At 60.8% G+C, this 20,587-nt stretch carries 21 protein-coding genes and 1 tRNA gene; 12 read left to right on the top strand and 10 right to left on the bottom strand.

The genetic code is table 11. From position 1 onward, the window contains the following. The first annotated feature begins 47 nt into the window (after nucleotides 1-47). Entirely contained in the window at nucleotides 48-290 is a 243-nt protein-coding gene (hfq, locus tag FHT69_RS07780) for an RNA chaperone Hfq (protein ID WP_003539403.1), read from the top strand. Between the two features lie 77 nt (nucleotides 291-367). Beyond that, a complete protein-coding gene (hflX, locus tag FHT69_RS07775) occupies nucleotides 368-1,693 on the top strand; it encodes a GTPase HflX (RefSeq protein WP_183905153.1) in 1,326 nt (441 codons plus the stop codon). Nucleotides 1,694-1,905: 212 nt separating this feature from the next. Here the strand turns inward: hflX and mazG are convergent, their stop codons facing one another. Together mazG and FHT69_RS07765 are read right to left on the bottom strand one after the other, a co-directional pair. Then, the gene (gene mazG, locus FHT69_RS07770) at nucleotides 1,906-2,745 is read right to left on the bottom strand and encodes a nucleoside triphosphate pyrophosphohydrolase (RefSeq protein WP_132574621.1); all 840 of its coding nucleotides are present in this window, start codon (nucleotides 2,743-2,745) and stop codon (nucleotides 1,906-1,908) included. 6 nt (nucleotides 2,746-2,751) lie between these two features. Beyond that, nucleotides 2,752-3,339, bottom strand: coding sequence for a deaminase (locus FHT69_RS07765; protein WP_183905152.1), 588 nt, complete (start codon nucleotides 3,337-3,339; stop codon nucleotides 2,752-2,754). Nucleotides 3,340-3,607: 268 nt separating this feature from the next. On the opposite strand from FHT69_RS07765, the gene cysG reads away from it, so the two are divergent. Genes cysG through FHT69_RS07740 form a run of 5 tightly spaced genes read left to right on the top strand, consistent with a single transcriptional unit; the run spans nucleotide 3,608 to nucleotide 8,813 of the window. Further along, on the top strand, nucleotides 3,608-5,044 hold the full coding sequence (gene cysG / locus FHT69_RS07760; protein WP_097594682.1) for a siroheme synthase CysG: 1,437 nt from the start codon (nucleotides 3,608-3,610) through the stop codon (nucleotides 5,042-5,044). 2 nt (nucleotides 5,045-5,046) lie between these two features. After that, the gene (locus tag FHT69_RS07755) at nucleotides 5,047-5,361 is read left to right on the top strand and encodes a DUF2849 domain-containing protein (protein ID WP_011651871.1); all 315 of its coding nucleotides are present in this window, start codon (nucleotides 5,047-5,049) and stop codon (nucleotides 5,359-5,361) included. A gap of 8 nt (nucleotides 5,362-5,369) precedes the next feature. Next, nucleotides 5,370-7,040, top strand: coding sequence for a nitrite/sulfite reductase (locus tag FHT69_RS07750; RefSeq protein ID WP_183905151.1), 1,671 nt, complete (start codon nucleotides 5,370-5,372; stop codon nucleotides 7,038-7,040). 10 nt (nucleotides 7,041-7,050) lie between these two features. Further along, nucleotides 7,051-7,563 carry a DUF934 domain-containing protein gene (locus tag FHT69_RS07745; protein ID WP_047615398.1) on the top strand — a complete coding sequence of 171 codons (513 nt, stop codon included), beginning with the start codon at nucleotides 7,051-7,053 and terminating at the stop codon, nucleotides 7,561-7,563. A 38-nt stretch (nucleotides 7,564-7,601) separates the two neighbouring features. After that, on the top strand, nucleotides 7,602-8,813 hold the full coding sequence (locus FHT69_RS07740; RefSeq protein WP_047615037.1) for a UbiH/UbiF family hydroxylase: 1,212 nt from the start codon (nucleotides 7,602-7,604) through the stop codon (nucleotides 8,811-8,813). Here FHT69_RS07740 and FHT69_RS07735 read toward each other — a convergent pair. From FHT69_RS07735 to FHT69_RS07715, 5 genes are all read right to left on the bottom strand, one after another. Then, entirely contained in the window at nucleotides 8,781-9,743 is a 963-nt protein-coding gene (locus FHT69_RS07735) for an AEC family transporter (RefSeq protein WP_097594546.1), read from the bottom strand. The two genes, FHT69_RS07740 and FHT69_RS07735, sit on opposite strands and share 33 nt — an antisense overlap. 223 nt (nucleotides 9,744-9,966) lie before the next feature. Then, nucleotides 9,967-10,902: an MBL fold metallo-hydrolase gene (locus tag FHT69_RS07730; RefSeq protein ID WP_047615040.1), complete on the bottom strand. Its 936-nt coding sequence runs from the start codon at nucleotides 10,900-10,902 to the stop codon at nucleotides 9,967-9,969. 263 nt (nucleotides 10,903-11,165) lie between these two features. Then, a complete protein-coding gene (locus FHT69_RS07725) occupies nucleotides 11,166-11,960 on the bottom strand; it encodes a potassium channel family protein (RefSeq protein ID WP_168334102.1) in 795 nt (264 codons plus the stop codon). A 111-nt stretch (nucleotides 11,961-12,071) separates the two neighbouring features. Next, nucleotides 12,072-12,842, bottom strand: a complete 771-nt coding sequence (locus FHT69_RS07720; RefSeq protein ID WP_168334103.1) for an SDR family NAD(P)-dependent oxidoreductase — start codon at nucleotides 12,840-12,842, stop codon at nucleotides 12,072-12,074. A gap of 266 nt (nucleotides 12,843-13,108) precedes the next feature. Beyond that, on the bottom strand, nucleotides 13,109-13,858 hold the full coding sequence (locus FHT69_RS07715) for a cytochrome c biogenesis CcdA family protein (protein ID WP_183905150.1): 750 nt from the start codon (nucleotides 13,856-13,858) through the stop codon (nucleotides 13,109-13,111). Between the two features lie 230 nt (nucleotides 13,859-14,088). On the opposite strand from FHT69_RS07715, the gene FHT69_RS07710 reads away from it, so the two are divergent. Together FHT69_RS07710 and FHT69_RS07705 are read left to right on the top strand one after the other, a co-directional pair. Then, nucleotides 14,089-14,164 (top strand) — tRNA-Lys (locus FHT69_RS07710). A gap of 481 nt (nucleotides 14,165-14,645) precedes the next feature. Next, the gene (locus FHT69_RS07705) at nucleotides 14,646-14,849 is read left to right on the top strand and encodes a CsbD family protein (protein WP_028758090.1); all 204 of its coding nucleotides are present in this window, start codon (nucleotides 14,646-14,648) and stop codon (nucleotides 14,847-14,849) included. A gap of 71 nt (nucleotides 14,850-14,920) precedes the next feature. Here FHT69_RS07705 and FHT69_RS07700 read toward each other — a convergent pair whose 3' ends face one another. Beyond that, a complete protein-coding gene (locus FHT69_RS07700) occupies nucleotides 14,921-15,151 on the bottom strand; it encodes a membrane protein (protein WP_028758089.1) in 231 nt (76 codons plus the stop codon). 166 nt (nucleotides 15,152-15,317) lie between these two features. Here FHT69_RS07700 and FHT69_RS07695 point away from each other — a divergent pair, with 166 nt between their 5' ends. Together FHT69_RS07695 and FHT69_RS07690 are read left to right on the top strand one after the other, a co-directional pair. After that, nucleotides 15,318-15,488 carry a hypothetical protein gene (locus tag FHT69_RS07695; RefSeq protein ID WP_179874667.1) on the top strand — a complete coding sequence of 57 codons (171 nt, stop codon included), beginning with the start codon at nucleotides 15,318-15,320 and terminating at the stop codon, nucleotides 15,486-15,488. A 330-nt stretch (nucleotides 15,489-15,818) separates the two neighbouring features. Further along, nucleotides 15,819-17,312 (top strand): FAD-dependent monooxygenase, encoded by a 1,494-nt coding sequence (locus FHT69_RS07690; RefSeq protein WP_047615052.1) that lies wholly within the window; start codon nucleotides 15,819-15,821, stop codon nucleotides 17,310-17,312. 26 nt (nucleotides 17,313-17,338) lie between these two features. On the opposite strand, the gene FHT69_RS07685 is transcribed toward FHT69_RS07690, so the two are convergent. Next, complete coding sequence (locus tag FHT69_RS07685) at nucleotides 17,339-18,076, bottom strand: hypothetical protein (protein ID WP_183905149.1); 738 nt, start codon at nucleotides 18,074-18,076, stop codon at nucleotides 17,339-17,341. A gap of 1,029 nt (nucleotides 18,077-19,105) precedes the next feature. On the opposite strand from FHT69_RS07685, the gene FHT69_RS07680 reads away from it, so the two are divergent. Next, entirely contained in the window at nucleotides 19,106-19,399 is a 294-nt protein-coding gene (locus FHT69_RS07680; RefSeq protein ID WP_047615054.1) for a DUF982 domain-containing protein, read from the top strand. Nucleotides 19,400-19,571: 172 nt separating this feature from the next. Here the strand turns inward: FHT69_RS07680 and FHT69_RS07675 are convergent, their stop codons facing one another. After that, complete coding sequence (locus FHT69_RS07675) at nucleotides 19,572-20,399, bottom strand: nickel-binding protein (RefSeq protein ID WP_028758097.1); 828 nt, start codon at nucleotides 20,397-20,399, stop codon at nucleotides 19,572-19,574. Nucleotides 20,400-20,587: the final 188 nt, after the last annotated feature.

The following is a 20,587-nucleotide window of genomic DNA, read 5'->3' as shown; positions in this document are numbered from 1 at the left end:
TATTCTACCGACCAGATCAGGTCGGCAATAAAGAAAGAAGCGGCGCGATGGCGGAACGTTCTCAGAATCTGCAGGACTTATTTCTCAATACTGTTCGCAAGCAAAAGATTTCCCTGACAATCTTTTTGATCAACGGCGTGAAACTCACGGGCGTTGTTACGTCTTTTGACAATTTCTGTGTTCTTCTTCGCCGTGACGGCCATTCGCAGCTCGTGTATAAGCATGCGATCTCGACGATCATGCCGGGCCAGCCCATGCAGATGTTCGAGAGCGAAGAAGCAGCGTCCTAACAGGATCAGCCGTCATTTCGACACGCGATACCAAGAACGATTCGATCATCCCTGAAGCCGCCAAGCACAGGGACGACATGCGCGCGACTGTCGTCGTGCCGGTTCTGAAATCGCGCAGTCGCGGCGGCCAGTCCGAATCGGCCTCGACCCGCACGCCGGAAAGCCGGCTCGAAGAGGCGACGGGCCTTGCCCAGGCGATCGACCTCGATGTCGTCAACGGCTCGATCGTCCCGGTCAACGACCCGAGACCGGCCACATTGCTCGGCACCGGCAAGATCGAGGAGATCAAGGCGTTGCTCGATGAGCGCGATTCCGGTCTCGTCATCGTCGATCATCCGCTGACGCCGGTTCAGCAGCGCAATCTCGAAAAGGAATGGAACGCCAAGGTCATCGACCGGACGGGCCTCATCCTCGAAATCTTCGGCCGCCGCGCCTCCACCAAGGAAGGCACGCTGCAGGTCGACCTCGCCCATCTGAACTATCAAAAAGGCCGTCTGGTCCGAAGCTGGACCCACCTTGAACGCCAGCGCGGCGGTGGCGGCTTCATGGGCGGCCCGGGCGAAACCCAGATCGAAGCCGATAGGCGGCTGCTGCAGGATCGCATCATCAAGCTCGAACGCGAGCTGGAACAGGTCGTGCGCACCCGCCAGCTCCATCGCGCCAAGCGCCGCAAGGTGCCGCACCCGATCGTAGCGCTCGTCGGTTATACCAATGCCGGCAAGTCGACGCTGTTCAACCGCATCACCGGCGCCGGCGTGCTGGCCGAAGACATGCTCTTTGCCACGCTCGACCCGACGCTGCGCCGCATGAAGCTGCCGCACGGCCGCACCGTCATCCTGTCCGACACCGTCGGCTTCATCTCCGACCTGCCGACCCACCTCGTCGCCGCATTCCGGGCGACGCTGGAAGAGGTGCTGGAAGCCGATCTCATCCTGCATGTCCGCGACATGTCCGATGCCGACAATCAGGCGCAGAGCTCCGATGTGATGCGCATCCTGAACGACCTCGGCATCGACGAAGCCGAATCGGCCAAGCGGCTGATCGAGGTCTGGAACAAGATCGACCGGCTGGAGCCCGAGGTCCACGATACCATGGTACAGAAAGCCGCCGGCGCCAACAACGTCGTCGCGGTTTCGGCCGTCAGCGGCGAGGGCGTCGATACGCTGATGGAAGAAATCAGCCGCAGACTGTCGGGCGTGATGACCGAGGCAAAGATCCGCCTTCCGGTCGACAAGCTGGCGCTGCTGCCCTGGCTCTACGATCATGCCATCGTCGACGGTCGTGAGGACAATGAGGACGGCTCGATCACCCTCGACCTGCGCCTCTCCGAAACCGAAGCGACCGAACTCGAGCGCCGCATCGGCAACGGACCGAAGCCTGATAAGGAAGATTGGGAGCGGTGAGCGAAATCAAGACTTCCTTCGGCCCCCTGCGGAGAAGGAAGATGTGGCATGTTCCGCCTCCGCTGGTCGGCGACAGGGCCAGCCGCACCCTCCGTCATGCTCGGCCTTGAGCCGAGCATCCACCCGCGTCCATCAGCAGCCCGCCATGGATCCTCGGCTCAATGCCGAGGATGACGGTGAAGGGGCTGGCCTCTCGCCAAACTCGATCCAACCTACCCAATCAAAACAGCCCGTTCGATCGCCTTCGCCGCCTGCCAGATTTCCTCCATCCGCTCCAGCGTCGCGTCTTCCAGTGTTTCGCCTTCTGCTTCAAGAACATGCTCTATATGACTGAAGCGACGACGGAATTTTGTATTGGTTCCGCGCACAGCCTGTTCCGGATCCGCCTTCACGTGCCGGCCGATATTGACGACGGCGAAGATCAGGTCGCCGAGTTCGTCGCTGACCTTGGCCTGGTCGCCTTCCCGAAGCGCCACGCGCAATTCGCCGATCTCCTCCTCGATCTTGTCGAGGATCGGTTCGGGTGCCGACCAGTCGAAACCGACCTTGGCGGCGCGTTCCTGCAGCTTCAGCGCTTCCGTCAAAGCCGGGAAGCTGCGCTGCACCGAACCGAGGAAGCCGCTCTTGAAGTCCTCGGTGATACCGCGCCGTGACCGGCGCTCGGCGCGCTCGCGTTTCTCCGCCTGCTTGATCTCGTCCCACTGCTTCTTCACTGCATCAGGCGTATCCGCTGCAGAGCGGGCAAAGACGTGCGGGTGGCGGCGGATCATCTTTGCGGTGATGGCGTTGACGACGTCGCCGAAGGAAAATTCGCCGGCCTCCTCGGCCATCCGCGCGTGGAAGACCACCTGAAGCAGCAGGTCGCCCAACTCGTCGCAGAGATCGTCCATATCACCGCGCTCGATCGCATCGGAGACCTCATAGGCCTCTTCGATCGTATAGGGCTTGATGGTCTCGAAGTTCTGCTCGATGTCCCAGGGGCAGCCGGTTTCGGGATGGCGCAGCGCCGCCATGATCTCGATCAGCCGCGAAATATCTTTGGAAGGTTCCATGTTGCCTCAGTTGAGCGGAATGTCGTTGGCGCTCTTCGACGACTGGTAGGAGCTGGACAGCGCGTCATAGCGCGCCTTGATGCGGGCGGTCTGCGTCTTCAGCGCGTTTCTCAGTTGAGCCTCTTCGGTCTCGACGAGATCGGCGATGGCAAAGCTGTTCCAGAAGGCGTTTTGCCTGCGGTAGCCGCCGGGTTCAAGCCCGAAGACCTCCTTCAGGATCTTCAGGTCGTGCGGAATCGCGAAGGCATCGCGGGAATCCTCATGGCTGAAGAAATAGTAGAAATTGTCGAAGCCCGCCCAGGTGATCGCCGACATGCACATGGTGCAAGGTTCGTGTGTCGACAGGAAGATCAAATCCTTGGTCGGTGGCTTGTCGCCAAGTTCGTAGAAGCGCTTCAGCGTGTGCACCTCGCCATGCCAGAGCGGGTTCTCCAGCTCGTTGTTGGTCTCGGCGACGACGAGCGAAAGATCGGACTTCCGCAGGATCGCCGCACCGAACACCTTATTGCCAAGCGAAACGCCACGCTCCGTCAGCGGCAGGATATTGTCTTCCATGACCGAAAGCAGGCGGGAGGCAATGGTCTTATCAGGCATGAGGGCACTCCAGTTTTCCTCAGTCTATCGCCTTGGCGGCGCGAGTGAAATGCGTCAAGCACCGGTGGACGTCTTTTGTCACAGGCTTTATACTGCACTGCAGCAAGCGGGCTTGAGATATGCGGCTTTTTGGCAGCACGGGTGACTTTTCTCAAATCATTGACGGCACGAGCAAAAGAATACCTGCTTGCTTGGGCTTTCGAATTTCTGTTCCTTCAATCCCTTGTCGATCAAGGGCATATTCCGCCAACTTCGAAGTGGATTGATGATGCCTCCCAAGACTGAACAGCTTTCGGTATTTCCCGCCTTCTTTCGCGTGGAAGGCCAGAAGACGGCTGTCTTCGGCAATGGCGACGAAGCTTTCGCCAAGGTGCGGCTGCTGCTCAACACACGGGCGCGGATTGTCGCCTATGCCGAGCGGCCGGAAGCCGATTACCACGCCTTCCTGATCGCCAACCGTATCGAAACCGTGCGCGCTGCGTTCTCCGCCGAACAGGTCGAGGGTTCGGCACTCGTCTTCGCCGCAACCGGCACTGACACTGACGACCGCGATATCGTCGATGCTGCGCGTGCCGCCAGAATTCCGGCCAATGCCGTCGATCAGCCCGATTACTGCGATTTCTTCACGCCGGCGCTGGTCAATCGCGCCCCCGTTGCCGTCGCGATTGGCACCGAAGGGGCAGGGCCGGTTCTGGCGCAGATGATTCGTGCGCAGATCGATCAGCTTCTGTCACCCTCGCTCGGCCGCCTCGCAGCACTGGCGACCAGCTATCGCAAGGCCGTTGAACAGCGGGTGCCCCGCGGCGTCTCCCGCCGCGTCTTCTGGCGCCGCTTCTTTTCCGGCCCCGTTGCCGATGCTGTCGCCAATGGCAACCTGCCGCAGGCGCATCACGCGGCCGATGGGCTGTTGGGCGCGGTGGACAAGGTCGCAGGCCACGTCTGGCTGGTCGGCGCCGGTCCGGGTGCCGAGGATCTGCTGACGCTGCGTGCCCAGCGCGTGATGATGGAAGCCGATGTCATCGTTTATGACGCCCTCGTGCCGCAGGCGATCGTCGATATGGGGCGCCGCGATGCCGAGCGGCTTTCCGTCGGCAAACGCAAGGGCTGCCACTCGAAATCGCAAGAAGAAATCAACGACTTGCTGGTCGATCTCGGCAGCCAGGGCAAGCGCGTCGTCCGCCTGAAATCCGGCGATCCCCTGGTCTATGGCCGGGCAGGGGAAGAGATGGCCGCGCTGCGCGCTGCCGGCATCACCTATGAGGTCGTGCCCGGCATCACCTCGGCTTTCGCCGCCGCTGCCGATTTCGAGCTGCCGCTGACGCTGCGCGGCGTCGCCTCCTCGCTGGTCTTCACGACCGGCCATGATTTGACCGGCGACGTGCTGCCCGATTGGGCAAGCCTTGCCGTGTCAGGCGCGACGATTGCCGTCTATATGGGCCGCACGGTTGCAGCCTCCGTTGCTGAGCGGCTGATGCAGGCGGGCATTCCCGCTGAGACCACCGTTGCCGTCATCGAAAATGCCAGCCGCGCCGATCGCCGCCTGCTGCATGGCACGCTCGCTGATCTGCCCGATCTGCAGCACCGCGACGAATTGACAGGACCTGTCATGGTCATTATCGGCGATGCGGTCGCCGGCGCCAATTTCGAACTGTCCGAGCCCCTGGTGCGCGCAAACGCCCGGCTCGAGGAACTTGCAAGGAGCTGAATATGGGTGACAAGGTTCTGACCGCCAACCGGCTGACGGACGGCATTGCCGTCTGGCTGGATGCGAACGGGAAGTGGTCCACCTCGCTGCAGGAGGCGCTCGTTGCCCGTCACGCCGAAGCCGTTGCGGCGCTGGAGGCGATCGGCAAGAAATCCTATGCCGACAACGAGGTCGTTGACGTCGCCGTCGTCGACGTTCAGGAAACCAACGGCATTTTATGGCCGCTTCGCCTTCGCGAGCGCATCCGTGCTCAAGGGCCGACCATGGAATATGCCCCGGGCTACGCTCCGGCCGATCCCGAATTCATTGCAGTCTGAGGAAGACGATGTACCGTTACGACGAATTTGACCATGCCTTTGTCAGCGAGCGCGTCGAGCAGTTTCGCGATCAGGTCCAGCGCCGCCTTTCCGGCGAGCTCGCCGAGGACGCGTTCAAGCCGCTGCGTCTGATGAACGGCGTCTACCTGCAGCTCCACGCCTATATGCTGCGCATCGCCATTCCCTATGGCACGCTGAGCGCGCGCCAGCTGCGCATGCTCGCCCATATCGCCCGCACCTATGACCGCGGTTATGGCCACTTCACCACGCGCCAGAACCTGCAGTTCAACTGGCCGAAGCTGTCCGACATTCCCGATGCGCTCGCCGATCTTGCCAGCGTCGAGATGCATGCGCTGCAGACCTCGGGCAATTGCATCAGAAACGTCACGGCCGATCATTTCGCCGGTGCCGCCGCCGATGAGATCGCCGATCCGCGCCCCTACGCCGAGATCCTGCGCCAGTGGTCGTCGGTCCACCCGGAATTCTCCTTCCTGCCGCGCAAGTTCAAGATCGCCGTCACCGGCGCCGAGCGCGACCGCGCCGCGATCCAGGTCCATGATATCGGCCTGCACGTGAAGAGGAACGACAAGGGCGAGATCGGCTTTGCCGTCTATGTCGGCGGCGGCCAGGGCCGTACGCCGATGATCGCCAAGCTGATCCGCGACTTCCTGCCCGAGGAAGACCTGCTCTCCTACACCACGGCTATCGTGCGCGTGTACAATCTGCACGGCCGCCGCGACAACAAGTACAAGGCCCGTATCAAGATCCTGGTGCACGAAACCGGCACCGAGGAACTGACGCGCCAGGTGGAAGCCGAATTCGCCGCGCTGAAGGATAGCGAGCTCAAGCTGCCGGAAAAGGATGTCCAGGCAATCGCTGCCTATTTCGCGCCGCCGGCTCTGCCCGAACGCGCCGAAGGCTGGGAAAACCTTGCTCGCTGGAAGAAGGCCGATGCCGGCTTCGCCCGCTGGGTGCAGCAGAACGTGCAGCCGCACAAGAACCCCGATTACGGCATGGTGACGATCTCGCTGAAGCCGATCGGCGGCATTCCGGGCGACGCCTCCGATGCGCAGATGGATGCGATCGCCGATCTCGCCGAGGAATATGGTTTCGACGAAATCCGCGTCAGCCATGAGCAGAACCTGATCCTGCCGCATGTGGCGCTGGCCGATCTCGAAGCCTTCTATCGCGGCCTCGTCGCCATCAACTTGGCGGAAGCCAATGCCGGTCTCATCACCGACATCATAGCCTGTCCCGGGCTCGACTACTGCGCGCTCGCCAATGCGCGCTCCATTCCGCTCGCGCAGGAAATCTCCCGCCGCTTCGGCAATGCCGAGCGTCAGGCGGAGATCGGTGAGCTGAAGATCAAGATTTCCGGCTGCATCAATGCCTGCGGCCATCACCATGTCGGCCATATCGGCCTGCTCGGTGTCGAGAAGAAGGGCGCCGAACTCTACCAGATCACGCTCGGCGGCTCCGGCGATGAACATACCTCGATCGGCGAGATCATCGGCCGCGGCTTCGAGCCGGACCGGGTGACCGACGCGATCGAGACGATCGTCGACACCTATCTCGGCCTGCGCCTCGATCATTCCGAGAACTTCCTCGCCGCCTATCGCCGCGTCGGACCACAGCCTTTCAAGACCGCGCTCTACGGCTCGGCCGCCGAAGCGGCATAAGGAGGGGATGATGACGAAGATCTGGAGAGAAACCGGTTTTGTCGAAAACGATCCCTGGGTGATCGAAACCGACGAGGTGAAGGCGACCGAGGAGCAGAAGCCGCTGCTCGGTCTCGACGAATTGATCGCCAAGGCCGATGAAAGCAACGATGTCGGCCTCGGCGTGCTGATCAAGCCGGCCGACGATGTGCGCAGGCTTGAGCCCTATCTCGATCGCCTCGAAATCGTCGCCGTCGCCTTTCCGGCGTTCAACGACGGTCGCGCCTTCAGCCATGCCTCGCTGCTGCGCCAGCGCCTGGGTTATACCAACGAGCTGCGCGCCGTCGGCGACGTGCTGATCGATCAGGTGCCGCTGATGCTGCGCGTCGGCATCGACAGCTTTGCCGTCACCAACGCCACGGCGCTGAAGCGGCTTTCCGAAAACCGTCTTCCCGCCATTCCCCATCATTATCAGCCGGCAGTGCGTGACGCCGACGCCGGCAAGGGTTATAGTTGGCGCCGTCAGGCGAAGCCGGCCGCATAAGCGGACGGTCCGCCCTTTTACGATGGCGGAACAGTAGCATGAAGACATTCGAAGTGGCGGTGATCGGGGGCGGTCTTGCCGGCATGATCGCCGCAATCGCGCTGGCGCGCGGCGGTCGCAACGTGGCGCTGGTCGCTCCTCTCGCTCCGAAGGAAGACCGGCGCACCACGGCGCTGATGGACCAGTCGATCCGCTTCCTCGACCGGTTGACGCTCTGGGAAAAGCTTCGGCCTGCAACCGCTCCTCTCACCAGCATGCGCATCGTCGACGGCACCGACCGGCTGCTGCGCGCGCCGACGACCACCTTCCGCGCCGCCGACGTCGGCCTGAATGCCTTCGGCTACAATTTCCCCAACAAGGCCCTGACCGACATCCTCGAGGCGGCTATATCAGGCGAGGGCAATATCACTCGCTTCTCCGACATGGCCGAATCGATCGAAATATCAAGCGATACGGTCTCGATCACACTTGCCGGCGGGGAGACGCTCTCGGCCGATTTTGCTGTCGGCGCCGACGGCCGCGGCTCGAAGCTGCGCGAAACATCAGGCATCGGCGTGCGCAACTGGTCCTATCCGCAATCGGCCATGGTGCTGAATTTCGCCCATTCGCTGCCGCACCAGAACATCTCGACCGAATTCCACACCAAACACGGCCCCTTCACCCAGGTGCCGCTGCCGGGAAGCCGCTCCAGCCTCGTCTGGGTGCAGGATCCCGCGGAAGCGGCAAGCCGCGCGGATTTGCCGCTTGCCGAACTTGGGGCTCTTGTCGAGGCGCGCATGCAATCCATGCTCGGCAAGATCGATGTCGAGGAGGGCGTCCAGGTCTGGCCGCTCTCCGGCATGATGGCGCATCGTTTCGGCAAGGGACGTATCGCGCTGATCGGCGAGGCCGCCCATGTCTTCCCGCCGATCGGGGCGCAGGGGCTGAATCTCAGCCTGCGCGATATCATGGCGCTCGCCGATATCCTCTGCGACAGGGCGGAACTGCCGGTGCCGGCCGATGCCGGCGACAGCTTCGACCGCAGGCGCCGCGCCGACATCATGACGCGCACGGCCAGCGTCGATCTCCTCAACCGCTCGCTGCTTTCGGATTTCCTGCCCGTCCAGATGCTGCGCGCTGCCGGCCTGCATATTCTCTCGGCCATTCCGCCGCTGCGCAACATCGTCATGCGCGAAGGCATCGAGCCCGGCCGCGGCTTCCGGGATATTCCGGATGCTCTACGGGAAAAGCTGAAGCGGAAGAAGGCCTGAGCGGATCACGATCAGCCAGAGCGAAACAGTCACCACCGATAGCACTGTCGTGATCAGGATCGTCGCCGAGGCGCGCTCCTGCCAGACGCCGTACTGCTGGCCGATGACGAAGACATTGGTCGCCGTCGGCAGGCAGGCAAGCAGCACGGCCGCCTGGATCCAAACCGGCTCGAAACCGCCAACCGCCGTCAGTGCGACGAAAACCGCGATCGGATGCAGGATCAGCTTCGCCGGCACGATATAGGAGATCTCTGCCGGGATCCGCTTCAGCGGCCGGAGCGCCAGAGTCACGCCCATGGCAAAGAGCGCGCAGGGCGCGGCCGCCTGGGCGAGGTAATCGACGAGGCGCTGAAAGGCCAGCGGCTGGTCGATATCAAGGGCGGCCACGGCAAAGCCTGCCGCCGTCGACAGGATGAAAGGATGCAGCGCCACCTTGCGCACGATGTCGGCGGCGAGTTGGCTGGCCGAACGCTTGTCGTCGCCGGCCGCCGCCATCAGCGCCGGCGCCACGATGAAATGCAGCGCGTTCTCGAAGCAGATGATCAGCGCCACCGGCACGGCGGCACCTTCGCCGAGCGCCAGGAGCGCCAGGCCCGGCCCCATATAGCCGATATTGCCGTAAGCGCCGGCAAAGGACTGGATGGTGCAATCGGCGAGCGAATTGCCGCGCAGAATGCGGCCGATGGCGAACAGCAGGATGAAGACCGCATAGGTCGCCGCGATATCGGTGACGATGAAATCGACGCGCGTCAGCTCCTCGATCGGCGTGCGCGAGACCAGCTTGAAAAACAGGGCGGGCAGGGCGGCGTAGATGATGAAAGTGTTCAGCCATCCCAACGCTTCGGCTGGCTGTTTGGTCGCCTTGGCTGCGATGTAGCCGATCAGGATCAGGCCGAAGAACGGCAATAGCAGGCTGACGATATCGGCCAAGAGGTCTTCCAGTGCGCGGGGATGATCGGCGGGTCAGGATCTGACATAAGCAATTCGAGCAAAAGTGTGTAGCGGTTTTGCGTCTGGAATTGCGCAGAGACAAGAGCAATTCCAGCAAAAGTGTGTAGCGTTTTTGCCCCCGGAATTGCGTAAACTAAATCGATAGAGCGTGGACCCGTTATCGCTACGAGTACACGCTCAACGATCCCAACCCAACAGGCCGTCAGTAGTCCCAGAAGGCCGCTACCCAGCGAAAGGCGTCGCCGTCGACCGCCACCCGGCCGACGGAGGGGAACGGCAGGTGAGTGGCCACCAGTTGCTCGCCAGTCTCCGCCAGCTCCCGCAGAAGGCGGACCCGAACGCGCGCCGCCTCCTCGGGGTCGTGTTCGAAGCCGTTGAACCAGTCCGGATGTTCAAACCCGACCGCGAACACGGCGTCGCCGGCAAACATCAGCCGGTCGCCGCCGGACGCCAGGCGGATCACGCTGTGCCCGGGCGTGTGGCCGCCGGTGCGATGGACGACCACGCCCGGCGCCACCTCGTACTCATCATCGAACAGCCTGAGATGGCTGCGATACTCTTTCGCGAACCGCTTGGCGGTCGCCCGAAGCGCGTCCGGGAACCCCGGCGGCATGGAGACCCGGGAGAAATCGGGCGCCTCCCAGAACTTGACCTCGGCGGCCGCCACGTGGATCCGCAGGTCCGGACGCAGCTGCTCCTTCACCCCGTCGACGAGCAGTCCGCCGATGTGGTCCATGTGCATGTGGGTCAGGACCACGTCGGTCACCGACGCAAGATCGATGCCGGCGGCCTCCAGTCGCTTGATCAGTTGCCCGGCCCGCGGCAGGTGCAAGTCCGGGTCGAGCCCCAACCCGGCGTCGAGGAGTATGGTCTGGTCGCCGCTGCGCACCACGACCACGTTCAGCGCCCAATCCAAAGCGTCCGGCGGCAGGAACATGTCTTTCAGCCAGGCCGCTCGGACGGCGGGATCGATGTTGTGTCCCAGCATCGCGGTTGGGAGCGGTAGCACGCCATCGCTGATCACCAGCACCTCAATCTCGCCGACCTGCACCGCGTAGCGCGACGGAACCAGTTCGTCGAGCCGAGGTCTGCCGGTGTGTGCGGTGTTTTCCAGGCTCATCTTTGTCTCAAGGTTCATGTTCGTCTCCTTCTGACCGCCGCCTCAAACACGGCATCGACGACGCTACATGGAGGCGTGTTTGCGATCGATTGGGTCGAGGGATAAGGGCGGGTGGGGCCGAGGGACAGGGCAAGCCATACCACCGAATAGGTGCGGGCCTCGCTTCTTACTGCTGGCGGCATGCTGGACGAGCGCGGAGTCGATCAGTTCAGCGAACGCGGCAAGCCTGTGAATGGGCTCGCCACAAATGTCTAGCCGCATCCTCACGCCAGGGCCGACGGTCACGATCCCTCGTCCGGTATGTTCAAGACGTCTCCGCACGCCTTGCAATGAACGGCGTCGGCGTCATGGCGCTGGAGGCCGCATCGGTGACAGGCAAAGGTCACTTTGTGAGGCCGGACGACTGCCTGAGCAAGCCTGACGAATAGGGAGATGCCGACGATCATCGTCACCACGGAAGTGAGCTTGCCCAGCGTTCCCGGGAGCGTGATGTCTCCGAATCCCGTCGTCGTCACCGTCGCGACCGTGAAATATAGCGCATCGACGAATCCTTCGCCTCCCTCCCTGTTGTAGAAGAAGGACGTATAGACGAACCCGGTTGCCATGAAGAGGAACACAAGGAAATTGATCACCGCCCGGACGACGTCGATAAGGTGTAAATAGCCGGCCTTGCGCAGCAAGTCCTTGAGCAGCGGACTCGTGCCGATCGCCCAGAACCGCATGATCCGCAGGAAAGCGAAATTGAAGAGCAGGTCCGGCAGCAACAGCGTGGCCAGCACCACGAAGTCGATCCAGGTCATCGGCCGCCGAATCCACTCGCGCACGGAGGATGCGGCGATCGCCCGGCCGACCATCTCGGCGGCGATCCACACTGCTATCGCATAGTCGATAATCAGATAGGACGGACCGGATCGCAGGTATGGGCCGAGCAGGAAGAAGGCGAGAATGGCAACGTCAATGGCAGCAAATACCAGCCGAAAGGCGACCGCCTGTCTGCCGTCGGCCCTATCGAGCTTTCGCAGCACCTGGCGGAGCGAATTCTGCTGAGAGCCGTCGCCGGATTCGAAGATTTTCATCCAGGGAATGTAGATCCCTCATCGGCGTCCGCAAGTCGCCGAAGAGATCCTTGTCGGGGGAAATCGTTGTTTTCGTCCGGACAAGATTTGCGCTGCAGGTTCCGCCTCGCCTCAGGCGACGGACCATCCACCGTCCACCAGCAGGTTCGCGCCGGTGATCAGGCTCGCAGCCGGTGATGCCAGGAAGACGACGGCACCCACCACATCATCGGTTTCGCCGATCCGGCCGAGCGGAATGTGATCGAGCGTCGCCTTGCGATTGTCGGCATCGGACAGAAAAGGTTCTGTGCCATCGGTGTGGATGAACGTTGGCGATACGGTGTTTACGGTGACATTATAGGCTGCCCATTCGGCGGCAAGGCAGCGGGTGAGGTGATTGATTGCCGCCTTGCTCATGCAATAGATTGCCTCGCCGCGCAGTGCGACGGTACCGGCCTGTGAGCTGATGTTGATGATCCGGCCCCCATTGCGCTTGATCATGTGGCGGCCCACAGCCTGCGTCATCAGAAAGGTGCCCTTGATGTTGACATCGAGTATCTCGTCAAGGTCCTTCTCCTCGACGAGTTCTGCGAGATTGCCCGGAGCCACCCCGACATTGTTGACGAGGACGTCGATCCGACCGAACGTAGCAAGCGCCGCGTCGACGGCCTGCGCGATATGGGCCTTGTTGGGAATGTCCAGTTCAACAGGGAGAACTCTTCGTCCTGTGCCTTCGAGTTCGGCAACCAGGCCCGCCGACGCTGCGACATCGCGGACCCCTAAAACAATATCGGAACCTGCTGCGGCACAGGCAAGTGCGCAAGCTCGACCGATGCCACGGCTCGCTCCCGTCACCAAAGTCACCTTGCCCTCAAGGCTGAAGTCCGGCGCGTTCTTCTGCATCATCATGCCTCCCTCGATGAAATCAATTTATGACAGCGTCGGCGTGCGGATGCCAGATATTCTCAACATGCTGAAGAGCGTCCCCTTGACCAATGGGCGATCCCGCAACGTGGGACACTTTCCCCGATAGGCCCCCGCAAAAATCCGCATTGCCCGTCTGATCCTGCACACGACGACCGACGGCGCGGGAGGAAGCGACGAAGCCGATCTCGCGGCGGCTTCCGATACCGCCACCCACACGACCTGGAAAATCGGTATCCGGTGGCCTAGCCGATCTGCATCAGGACCGGAAAGGTCTGCTGGAACCAGATCGCCACATTGCTGACCCATCCGAACAGGAAGGCGAGGCCGGTAAGCACCAGGAAGAGACCCATCACCTTTTCCACCGTGCCGAGATGGCGGCGGAAGCGCGACAGGAAGCGCATGAAGGCGCCGGAAAAGCCGGCGGCGATCCAGAAGGGGATGGCAAGGCCGAGCGAATAGATGGCGAGCAGCCCGGCGCCGGAGCCGACCGTCTCGCGCGAGGCGGCAACGCCGAGGATGGCGCCGAGCACCGGCCCGATGCAGGGCGTCCAGCCGAAGGCGAAGGCAAGGCCCATGATATAGGCGCCCGTCAGCGTCGTCGGCTTGCCGCCGCCTTGGAAGCGCGCCTCGCGGGTCAGCAGTCCGATTCGGAAGAGGCCGAGAAAATTCAGCCCCATGACGATGATGATCAGCCCGCCGATCTTCGACAGGAGGTCGAGATGCTGGCGAAGCGCCATGCCGATGCTGGAAGCGCCGGCGCCGAGCGCCACGAAGACGGTGGCAAAGCCGAGCGTGAAGAAGAGTGCGGAGAAGAAAACGCTGCGCCTGACACCGGGCGCGACCACAACCGCACCGCCGCCGCGGAACTGCTCGACTGAAATGCCGGCCATATAGCAGAGATAGGGCGGGACGAGGGGAAGCACGCAGGGCGACAGAAAGGAAAGCGCCCCGGCAATCAGCGCGCTCCACAGGGAAATATCGGCAATCGACACGCATTCTCTCCGGCTGCAATCTGCGTGATGTTCCTAGCTTTGCAGGCCCGGGATTGCCAATCACCTTTTTGCGCGCGCAAGAAATCTGTCTTTGCACGCGAGACATCCGTCTTGCGCCGGCAAGAAATGTGCCGACCGTCGGAAAAAGGCAAATTTTTCGGTTGACCGCAATGGGTCACCTGCCTATGTTCCGCCCACTTCCAGCCGGGGTGGTCACACCCGCGGAGAGGGAGAGCGTAGCTCAGCCGGTAGAGCAACTGACTTTTAATCAGTAGGTCTCGGGTTCGAACCCCGACGCTCTCACCATAAATATTTCATGATCAATATGTTAGCGAAACTGCCAGCTGTTTTGACTGGTGTGACGCAGTGCTGCCACGGAGCTGACTCTCTGAAAGCCAACCGGAATGGACAAGCCTCTCTGATCAATCCGGCGCCACCGTTGCGGCCAGGACCGCCTTAAACGCGGATACAGCGCCGCAGACGCGCAACGACTTTCACTGCAGATCGATCGGCGTTCCGGATCATTGCCGGTGCGCTCCGGCCTCATTTAACGGGGTCACGATGGACTTTGTTGTCCTTTAAGGAAAGGGATTCCGCTTTCGGATTTCCTCGCCGATTCTCTTTATTCTGGTGACTTTGTTCGCAGTTTGATGTGAACGGAGGGCGGGCTCCGGCCCGCCCCAGCCTCTGTCATGTGACGCGACGGCTTACGAAATCAGTTAGAACTCAGGAACCAACTTCCGCTGCGGTCCGTTTTCTTCTCATCAGCAAAGAGGAGAAATCGACCATGGATTGGAATCGGATCGAAGGAAACTGGAAGCAGGCGAAGGGCAAGATCAAGGAGCAGTGGGGCAAACTCACCGACGATGATCTCGATCAGATCGCCGGCAAGCGCGACCAGCTGGAAGGCAAGATCCAGGAGCGGTATGGCATCGAAAAGGACCGTATCAAACGCGACATCGATGATTGGACCGGTCGCCAGACTTGGTAGTGCCTGAACAAAAACCCGGCGAAAGCCGGGTTTTTGCCGAAGGAGCTACGGCGATCAAGGGCGCTCGGATGTCACGAATATCCACCGAAAGCCAAGAGAAGTACGCCGATTGCGATAACCGCCAGGGCTGGCCAGTTTTGGGATATCCCGAGGAATCTGAGGCCTTGGCGCCGCGGTTCCAGCGTCGTGCCGCCTTGCGGCATCATTTGATGCGGATTACTCGGATTTCGACGAAGCGCCGACGTAAATAGAAAAAGAAGCCCGCCGATGATGAGAGCGGCTCCGATCAGGATTGCCCACATGGTGACCTCCATAGAAACCAGGGTCTTGGGGCAAACCAGATCCGGACCTGATCGTTCCGTGAGTAGCTGCTCGCTTGAACAACCTCCACGGAAAGATTGAGCAAGCTACGCCGGAACCAAAAGTGCCCGCGGTGAATTTGACCGCTGAGCAATCTTGGAGATCCTGATGGACAAGACACCGAAGACGGCCATCCGCGGAATGATGCTGTACGTCATCGCTCTTCTCGTCTTGGGCATTCTAGCCGGCGCCGTCTACACGCTCTATGGCCATCCCGCCGATCCGTCCGAGCGACCGGCAGCCGAGACGATTCCGGAAAAAGCCACGGCTCCGCAGTGAGATGCGCTGTACCAGTTAATGGATTGACCGCCGTGGGAATGATGACCGGGAAAGGTGCTTGCCAGATCCGGCGCGCACCTGGTCAGGTCGTGTTGAAAGGCCCGCGCTCCTCGGCAAAAGATCCGCAAGTGGCGACCAACATGGCTTTGGAAAGCAAGCCGGAAATCCTGTCGCAAGTCGTTCCAACCAGTCAGAAGATAATATTATAGGGAGAACAACCTGCGACAGAGAAAATCGGCACGTAGGTGGGATCATTTAGATTGCGAAGAAGCCGCCTGTCCGAGGCTTTGAGATATTGCATTGGGACACCAGGCCCAGGGGAGTTTGCGGATGAAAGAACATGTCGTCGTGATATCGGGAGCAGGTCCGACAGGCCTGATGCTGGCAGGCGAGTTGGCCTTGGCAGGCGTCGACGTGGCGATCGTCGAACGCCGTCCCAACCAGGAGCTTGCCGGTATGCGGGCCGGCGGTTTGAGTGCGCGCACGCTCGAGGTTCTCGATCAGCGTGGGATCGTCGACCGGTTCCTCGCCGAAGGGCAGATCGCCCAGGTTACGGGATTTGCGGTCACGCGTCTGGATATCAGCGATTTTCCGACCCGGCACAATTACGGGCTGGCGCTGCGGCAGAAGCATATCGAGCGCATTCTGGCCGGCTGGGTCGAGGAGCTGGCGGTGCCGATCTATCGCGCCCGTGATGTTACGGGTTTTGCTGAGGACGATATCGGCATCACCATCGAACTCTCCGACGGCGCCTCGCTCAGGGCAGGTTATCTCGTCGGCTGCGATGGTGGCCGCAGTCTGATTCGCAAGATTGCCGGCATAGAATTTCCAGGATGGGATGCGACGACCAGCAACATTCTCGCCGAAGCCGAGATGGAGGAGGAGCCGCCATTGGGCATCCATCGCACGGCCCTTGGCATGCATGCCTTCGGCCGGGAGGAGTATGAAATTCGCGACGGCAAGGTCGTCTTTGCCAGTGAAGGCCCGATCAATGTCATGGTAACGGAAAAGACGGTCGGCGGCACGGGCGAACCGACGCTCAGCGATCTCAAGGAAGCCCTGATTGCCGCATGCGGGACAGATTATGGCATCCATAGCCTCAAGTGGATTTCCAGATTCACCGACATGTCGCGCCAGGCGGCGGCATACCGCGAGGGCAGGGTGTTCCTGGCCGGCGATGCCGCTCATGTGCATTCTCCGGTGGGCGGACAGGGCCTCAATACCGGTGTGCAGGATGCCGTCAATCTCGGTTGGAAGCTGGCCCAGGTGGTGAAAGGAATGTCGCCTGAAGCCCTGCTCGATACTTACCACGCCGAACGGCATCCGGTGGCCGCCCGGGTGTTGCGGGCGACGATGGCGCAGGTCGCGTTGCAACGGACGGACGATCGAACGGAAGCCTTGCGTGAGATGATAACGGAGCTCCTAGGCATGGAGGAGCCTCGCAAAAGGATCGCGGCCGAGATGTCCGGACTGGCGATTCATTACGATCTCGGCAAAGGCCATCCGCTGCTCGGCCGCCGCATGCCTGACCTTGAGCTCGCCACGCCGGATGGTCCTTTGCGTCTCTTTACGCTCCTCCATAATGCACGGCCAGCGCTCGTGAATTTCGGCGCACCCGGCAGCGTCGACATCACGCCGTGGTCGGACCGCGTCACCTTGGTCGATGCCCGATATGACGGTCCATGGGAACTGCCTGCACTAGGCATTGTTTCCGCGCCGGCCGCGGTGTTGATCCGGCCCGATGGCTACGTGGCGTGGGTGGGTGACGGGACGCAGGATGGTCTGCAAGATGCGATGAATAGCTGGTTCGGACCAGCCGGCTAAGGACCGAGAATTTGTGAGCTGTTGGCCTATGCGGCGAGCGAAATCGAACCGCAATCCAAAATCGTCTCGGGCTCGGGCATCGGTTTGCCGCGGCGTTCCCAGGTGCGGCGGCTGATGCCGAAAGCCTCCCAGGCGCGCGCTTGGCTAAGGGCGTTGGCAAGATAGTCAGCTCTGGGCAGCGCGCCTGCCGCACGCCGTCGCTCTTCTTTTCGGGCTCGGTCCCGCTGCCGCCGCTTTTCGTTTTGAAGTTTTGTTCTTTTCCGCTTCGGCACATCGAATGCACCAATGGTGCGAATGTCGAGTGCGCTCCGCTCTGAGTAACTCAGATGCAGGGCATGACCGAGAGCGTCGGCGGACAATGAGGAAAAACGCACCTTTGTCCGCTCGTAGATGATGTCCTCTATATCGGCTTTTCCAGCCCATGGAAGCCAGCGCGCCGACCAGCCAAGCACCACGTCGACGAACTCTTGCCTGAATTCGACGAACGCGAGGCTGGCGATCACCTCGACGTAGATCAATGCGTCATCCGCCTCCGGCACGATGTCGCCGTGACGATGCCTGATCAGTTTTTCGATCTCGCGCACCCGGCCCCGGAAATGGTTCCAGCGGCTGACCCGCATGCGTCGCTGTACGACCTTGTATCCCAGCAGGCAGTCGCCGAGTTTGATGGTCGTAACATCCCGAGCAAGGCCATCCCGTTGATCCGCCTTTGCAGCCCGTTTTTCCGATTGAGCCGCTTCATCTGCGCCAATAAGACGATCCATCGAGTTCCCCTTGCGATCTGCCTCGGAGGCCGAAACGACGGATTGTAAAGGAAGTCGAAGGGGGTGATATGCACTCTTTACTCGGCATTCTGTGGATTGTTGAAGAAACGGCGGCCGTTCGATGACCTCGACGCTTCTTAATTAAATGCAAAAGACATTGCAGTTGCACTCGGCGGAATCGCCGGGCGGAGAAAGCGCGGTCGAGCCGCCATGTTTACATCAGCGACGATCAGCGAAAGCCGAAGAAACTCAAAATCGCGAGTACGATAACGACAGCGCCGACAAGCCAGATCAAATTGTTCATGGGGAACCGTTCTCCTGTTAGATCGAGCCAACCGTGACCCGATGACGTAATGCGGGGCGGGGCTTGCGGTTCCCTAACCATTCCGATTGCTGCAGCGCGCCTTCTCTCGCGACGCAGTCGTTCAACGGCTGTTTTCTTGCAAAGCAGGGTTCAGCAGCTGCTTGCGCCTCGGCGGTTAGACAATCTCAGCAGCGAAGCGTTGAACGAATGTCGGCCGTCTGTGCTTCAATAGCTGCACGAGCGCGCATTGCCGGGTCTGAATCCACCCGCGCAGGCAGGGTTTATCGAGCTATCGCGTTGATATTGAAAATCCTGGTTGTCGGGCCTTGGCGTCGACGTGCAGGCAGAAGTAATCGTGGATGTACCGAGCAGCGCTGCGGCGGCTACAAATGAAAGAAATCGGTTCATTTGAAATTCTCCTTGCGAGATTGTCATGGTCGCAACCTATTATGCCAACACGAGCCTATACGAAAACTTCCGGCCGGCTTGATCACGCTCACTTGATCTGAAGCATTCGTTACATTGATCAATCGATCTCACTTCGTGATGCGTCGAGGCTCGATTGATGTTCAAATCTATTCTTCTTTAATCTAATCGGGCTATTCTGCCATTATGGAAGTAGTTTCAATGGCGTTTTGAGCGTGACGTAACCAATTTTGACTTGAATTAAACACGTTTTTTCAGTAAATTTATAGCATAAAAAGTATTATAAATGGGAGGATACTATGTCTTCAGCTCGGTTTGACCCGGTTTTGCTTCATCGCAAGCATTTCATCGATGAAATCACGTGCCTCGATGAAATCCTGGATTTCCTGGACGAATGGCCGGAGGACAAACGAGGTTTGGCATATGACACGCTGTTGAAGGCGTGCAGGGATACGGCCAGCGGCCGTTTCCCGCTGAGCGCCACGCGCGAGAATTTTCGGCGTTTTCTGAAAATGTCGGGCGTGCTGGCAAACGTCGAGGCTGCCCCCAAATTCGAGCGGCTGATGAACGAGCGAACTGTCGGCAATGCTTAACGAGATATAGGCTCGTCAACGGGCCTATCCCGCAGGCGAGGACGCGCCGTAACATCAGTTGCGGCGCGTTCTGGTCTCGGTATTTACGGATCTGACCATCGCCTATTTCTTGGCCACAAAGCACCGCGACAAGCACCTGTAAGAGGCAGGCGGTTGTCGGTTCTCAGCAGACTTAGGCCGCGCCCGCACTGGCCCAGTCGCATCGGAAGGCCAGCACAGGCTTCGAAAACCCTTTGAGCCGTCGGCGCGTTGCGTGACCGAAAAGATCGGCGGCGCCGTATTCCCGAAAAATATTCTCCGAGACGAGGATCTGGTCGCTGGAGGCTGCTGCGCAGAGACGCGCGGCAAGTTGCACGGTCGAGCCGAAAAGGTCATTGCTGTCCTCGACCGGTTCGCCGCAATCCAGTCCGATGCGGATATGAATCGGCTCGGCGTTTCCGCCGTTGTAACGATCGAATTCGCGCTGAATCGCCATGGCGCATTCCACCGCTGCAGCCGTCGTGGCAAAGGCCGCCATGATGCCGTCGCCGGTGTGCTTCACTTCCCGGCCTGAATTCTGGCTGAGGCACCGGCGCACGATCGCGTCATGAGCCCGGACCATTTCGGTCGCCATGCGGTCGCCGAGGCGTGATGTCATCGCGGTCGAGCCGACGATATCGGTAAACAGGATTGCCCGGTGGCCGGGATCCACGTCGACAGAGGATTGGCCGGGCGCCGGCTCAGGATCGTGAATGCGGCCGAGGAAAGCCTCGACGGCTGACAAGGCGACCTCGACGATCTCGTTGGCGACGAAGCCGTGCGCCTCGCGATGCACACATTGCGCGGTTTCCGCGTCCGGCGCATCCACCAGGCAAAAGGCGGTTCCGCGCCGCTGATCGAACCAGTAGGTGAGGAACTTGACGCCGTACCGATCCTGAATGTCGAGATCCATGCGATGCGCCCGGGCGACGTCGGCGGCTGACGTTCCCTCGAGATAGTGCCGGTCCATGAAGATAGGCATCGCGCGCTCCTCCCAGATCCGCCGCGTGAGAGATGGACGGCATTGTACGACCTGGAGGCAACTCCGTCCATCTATGGCACAGTCAAGGAATGATCATAAATGCTCTTTCTTTCAGAAAAACATGGCGTTGCTGTAAACCATTTGGAGTATAGAAAGGAGATGTTTGAGTTTTAATCAGTCAACCCTGG

The sequence above is a fragment of the Rhizobium sp. BK008 genome (assembly GCF_014197345.1).
GTDB lineage: Bacteria > Pseudomonadota > Alphaproteobacteria > Rhizobiales > Rhizobiaceae > Rhizobium > Rhizobium anhuiense.
The sequence above is the reverse complement of the archived record's forward strand: the minus strand, read 5'-3'. Positions and strand labels throughout refer to the sequence as shown.

Coding starts and splice junctions, on each gene's coding strand:
- FHT69_RS07750 (WP_183905151.1), top strand. CDS start 5,370: ATGTACCGTTACGACGAATTTGACCATGCCTTTGTCAGCGAGCGCGTC.
- hfq (WP_003539403.1), top strand. CDS start 48: ATGGCGGAACGTTCTCAGAATCTGCAGGACTTATTTCTCAATACTGTT.
- FHT69_RS07695 (WP_179874667.1), top strand. CDS start 15,318: ATGGACAAGACACCGAAGACGGCCATCCGCGGAATGATGCTGTACGTC.
- FHT69_RS07705 (WP_028758090.1), top strand. CDS start 14,646: ATGGATTGGAATCGGATCGAAGGAAACTGGAAGCAGGCGAAGGGCAAG.
- FHT69_RS07690 (WP_047615052.1), top strand. CDS start 15,819: ATGAAAGAACATGTCGTCGTGATATCGGGAGCAGGTCCGACAGGCCTG.
- FHT69_RS07765 (WP_183905152.1), bottom strand. CDS start 3,339: ATGCCTGATAAGACCATTGCCTCCCGCCTGCTTTCGGTCATGGAAGAC.
- FHT69_RS07740 (WP_047615037.1), top strand. CDS start 7,602: ATGAAGACATTCGAAGTGGCGGTGATCGGGGGCGGTCTTGCCGGCATG.
- FHT69_RS07720 (WP_168334103.1), bottom strand. CDS start 12,842: ATGCAGAAGAACGCGCCGGACTTCAGCCTTGAGGGCAAGGTGACTTTG.
- FHT69_RS07675 (WP_028758097.1), bottom strand. CDS start 20,399: ATGCCTATCTTCATGGACCGGCACTATCTCGAGGGAACGTCAGCCGCC.
- hflX (WP_183905153.1), top strand. CDS start 368: ATGCGCGCGACTGTCGTCGTGCCGGTTCTGAAATCGCGCAGTCGCGGC.
- FHT69_RS07680 (WP_047615054.1), top strand. CDS start 19,106: ATGTCTTCAGCTCGGTTTGACCCGGTTTTGCTTCATCGCAAGCATTTC.
- cysG (WP_097594682.1), top strand. CDS start 3,608: ATGCCTCCCAAGACTGAACAGCTTTCGGTATTTCCCGCCTTCTTTCGC.
- FHT69_RS07700 (WP_028758089.1), bottom strand. CDS start 15,151: ATGTGGGCAATCCTGATCGGAGCCGCTCTCATCATCGGCGGGCTTCTT.
- FHT69_RS07730 (WP_047615040.1), bottom strand. CDS start 10,902: ATGAACCTTGAGACAAAGATGAGCCTGGAAAACACCGCACACACCGGC.
- FHT69_RS07745 (WP_047615398.1), top strand. CDS start 7,051: ATGACGAAGATCTGGAGAGAAACCGGTTTTGTCGAAAACGATCCCTGG.
- FHT69_RS07685 (WP_183905149.1), bottom strand. CDS start 18,076: ATGGATCGTCTTATTGGCGCAGATGAAGCGGCTCAATCGGAAAAACGG.
- FHT69_RS07725 (WP_168334102.1), bottom strand. CDS start 11,960: ATGAAAATCTTCGAATCCGGCGACGGCTCTCAGCAGAATTCGCTCCGC.
- FHT69_RS07755 (WP_011651871.1), top strand. CDS start 5,047: ATGGGTGACAAGGTTCTGACCGCCAACCGGCTGACGGACGGCATTGCC.
- mazG (WP_132574621.1), bottom strand. CDS start 2,745: ATGGAACCTTCCAAAGATATTTCGCGGCTGATCGAGATCATGGCGGCG.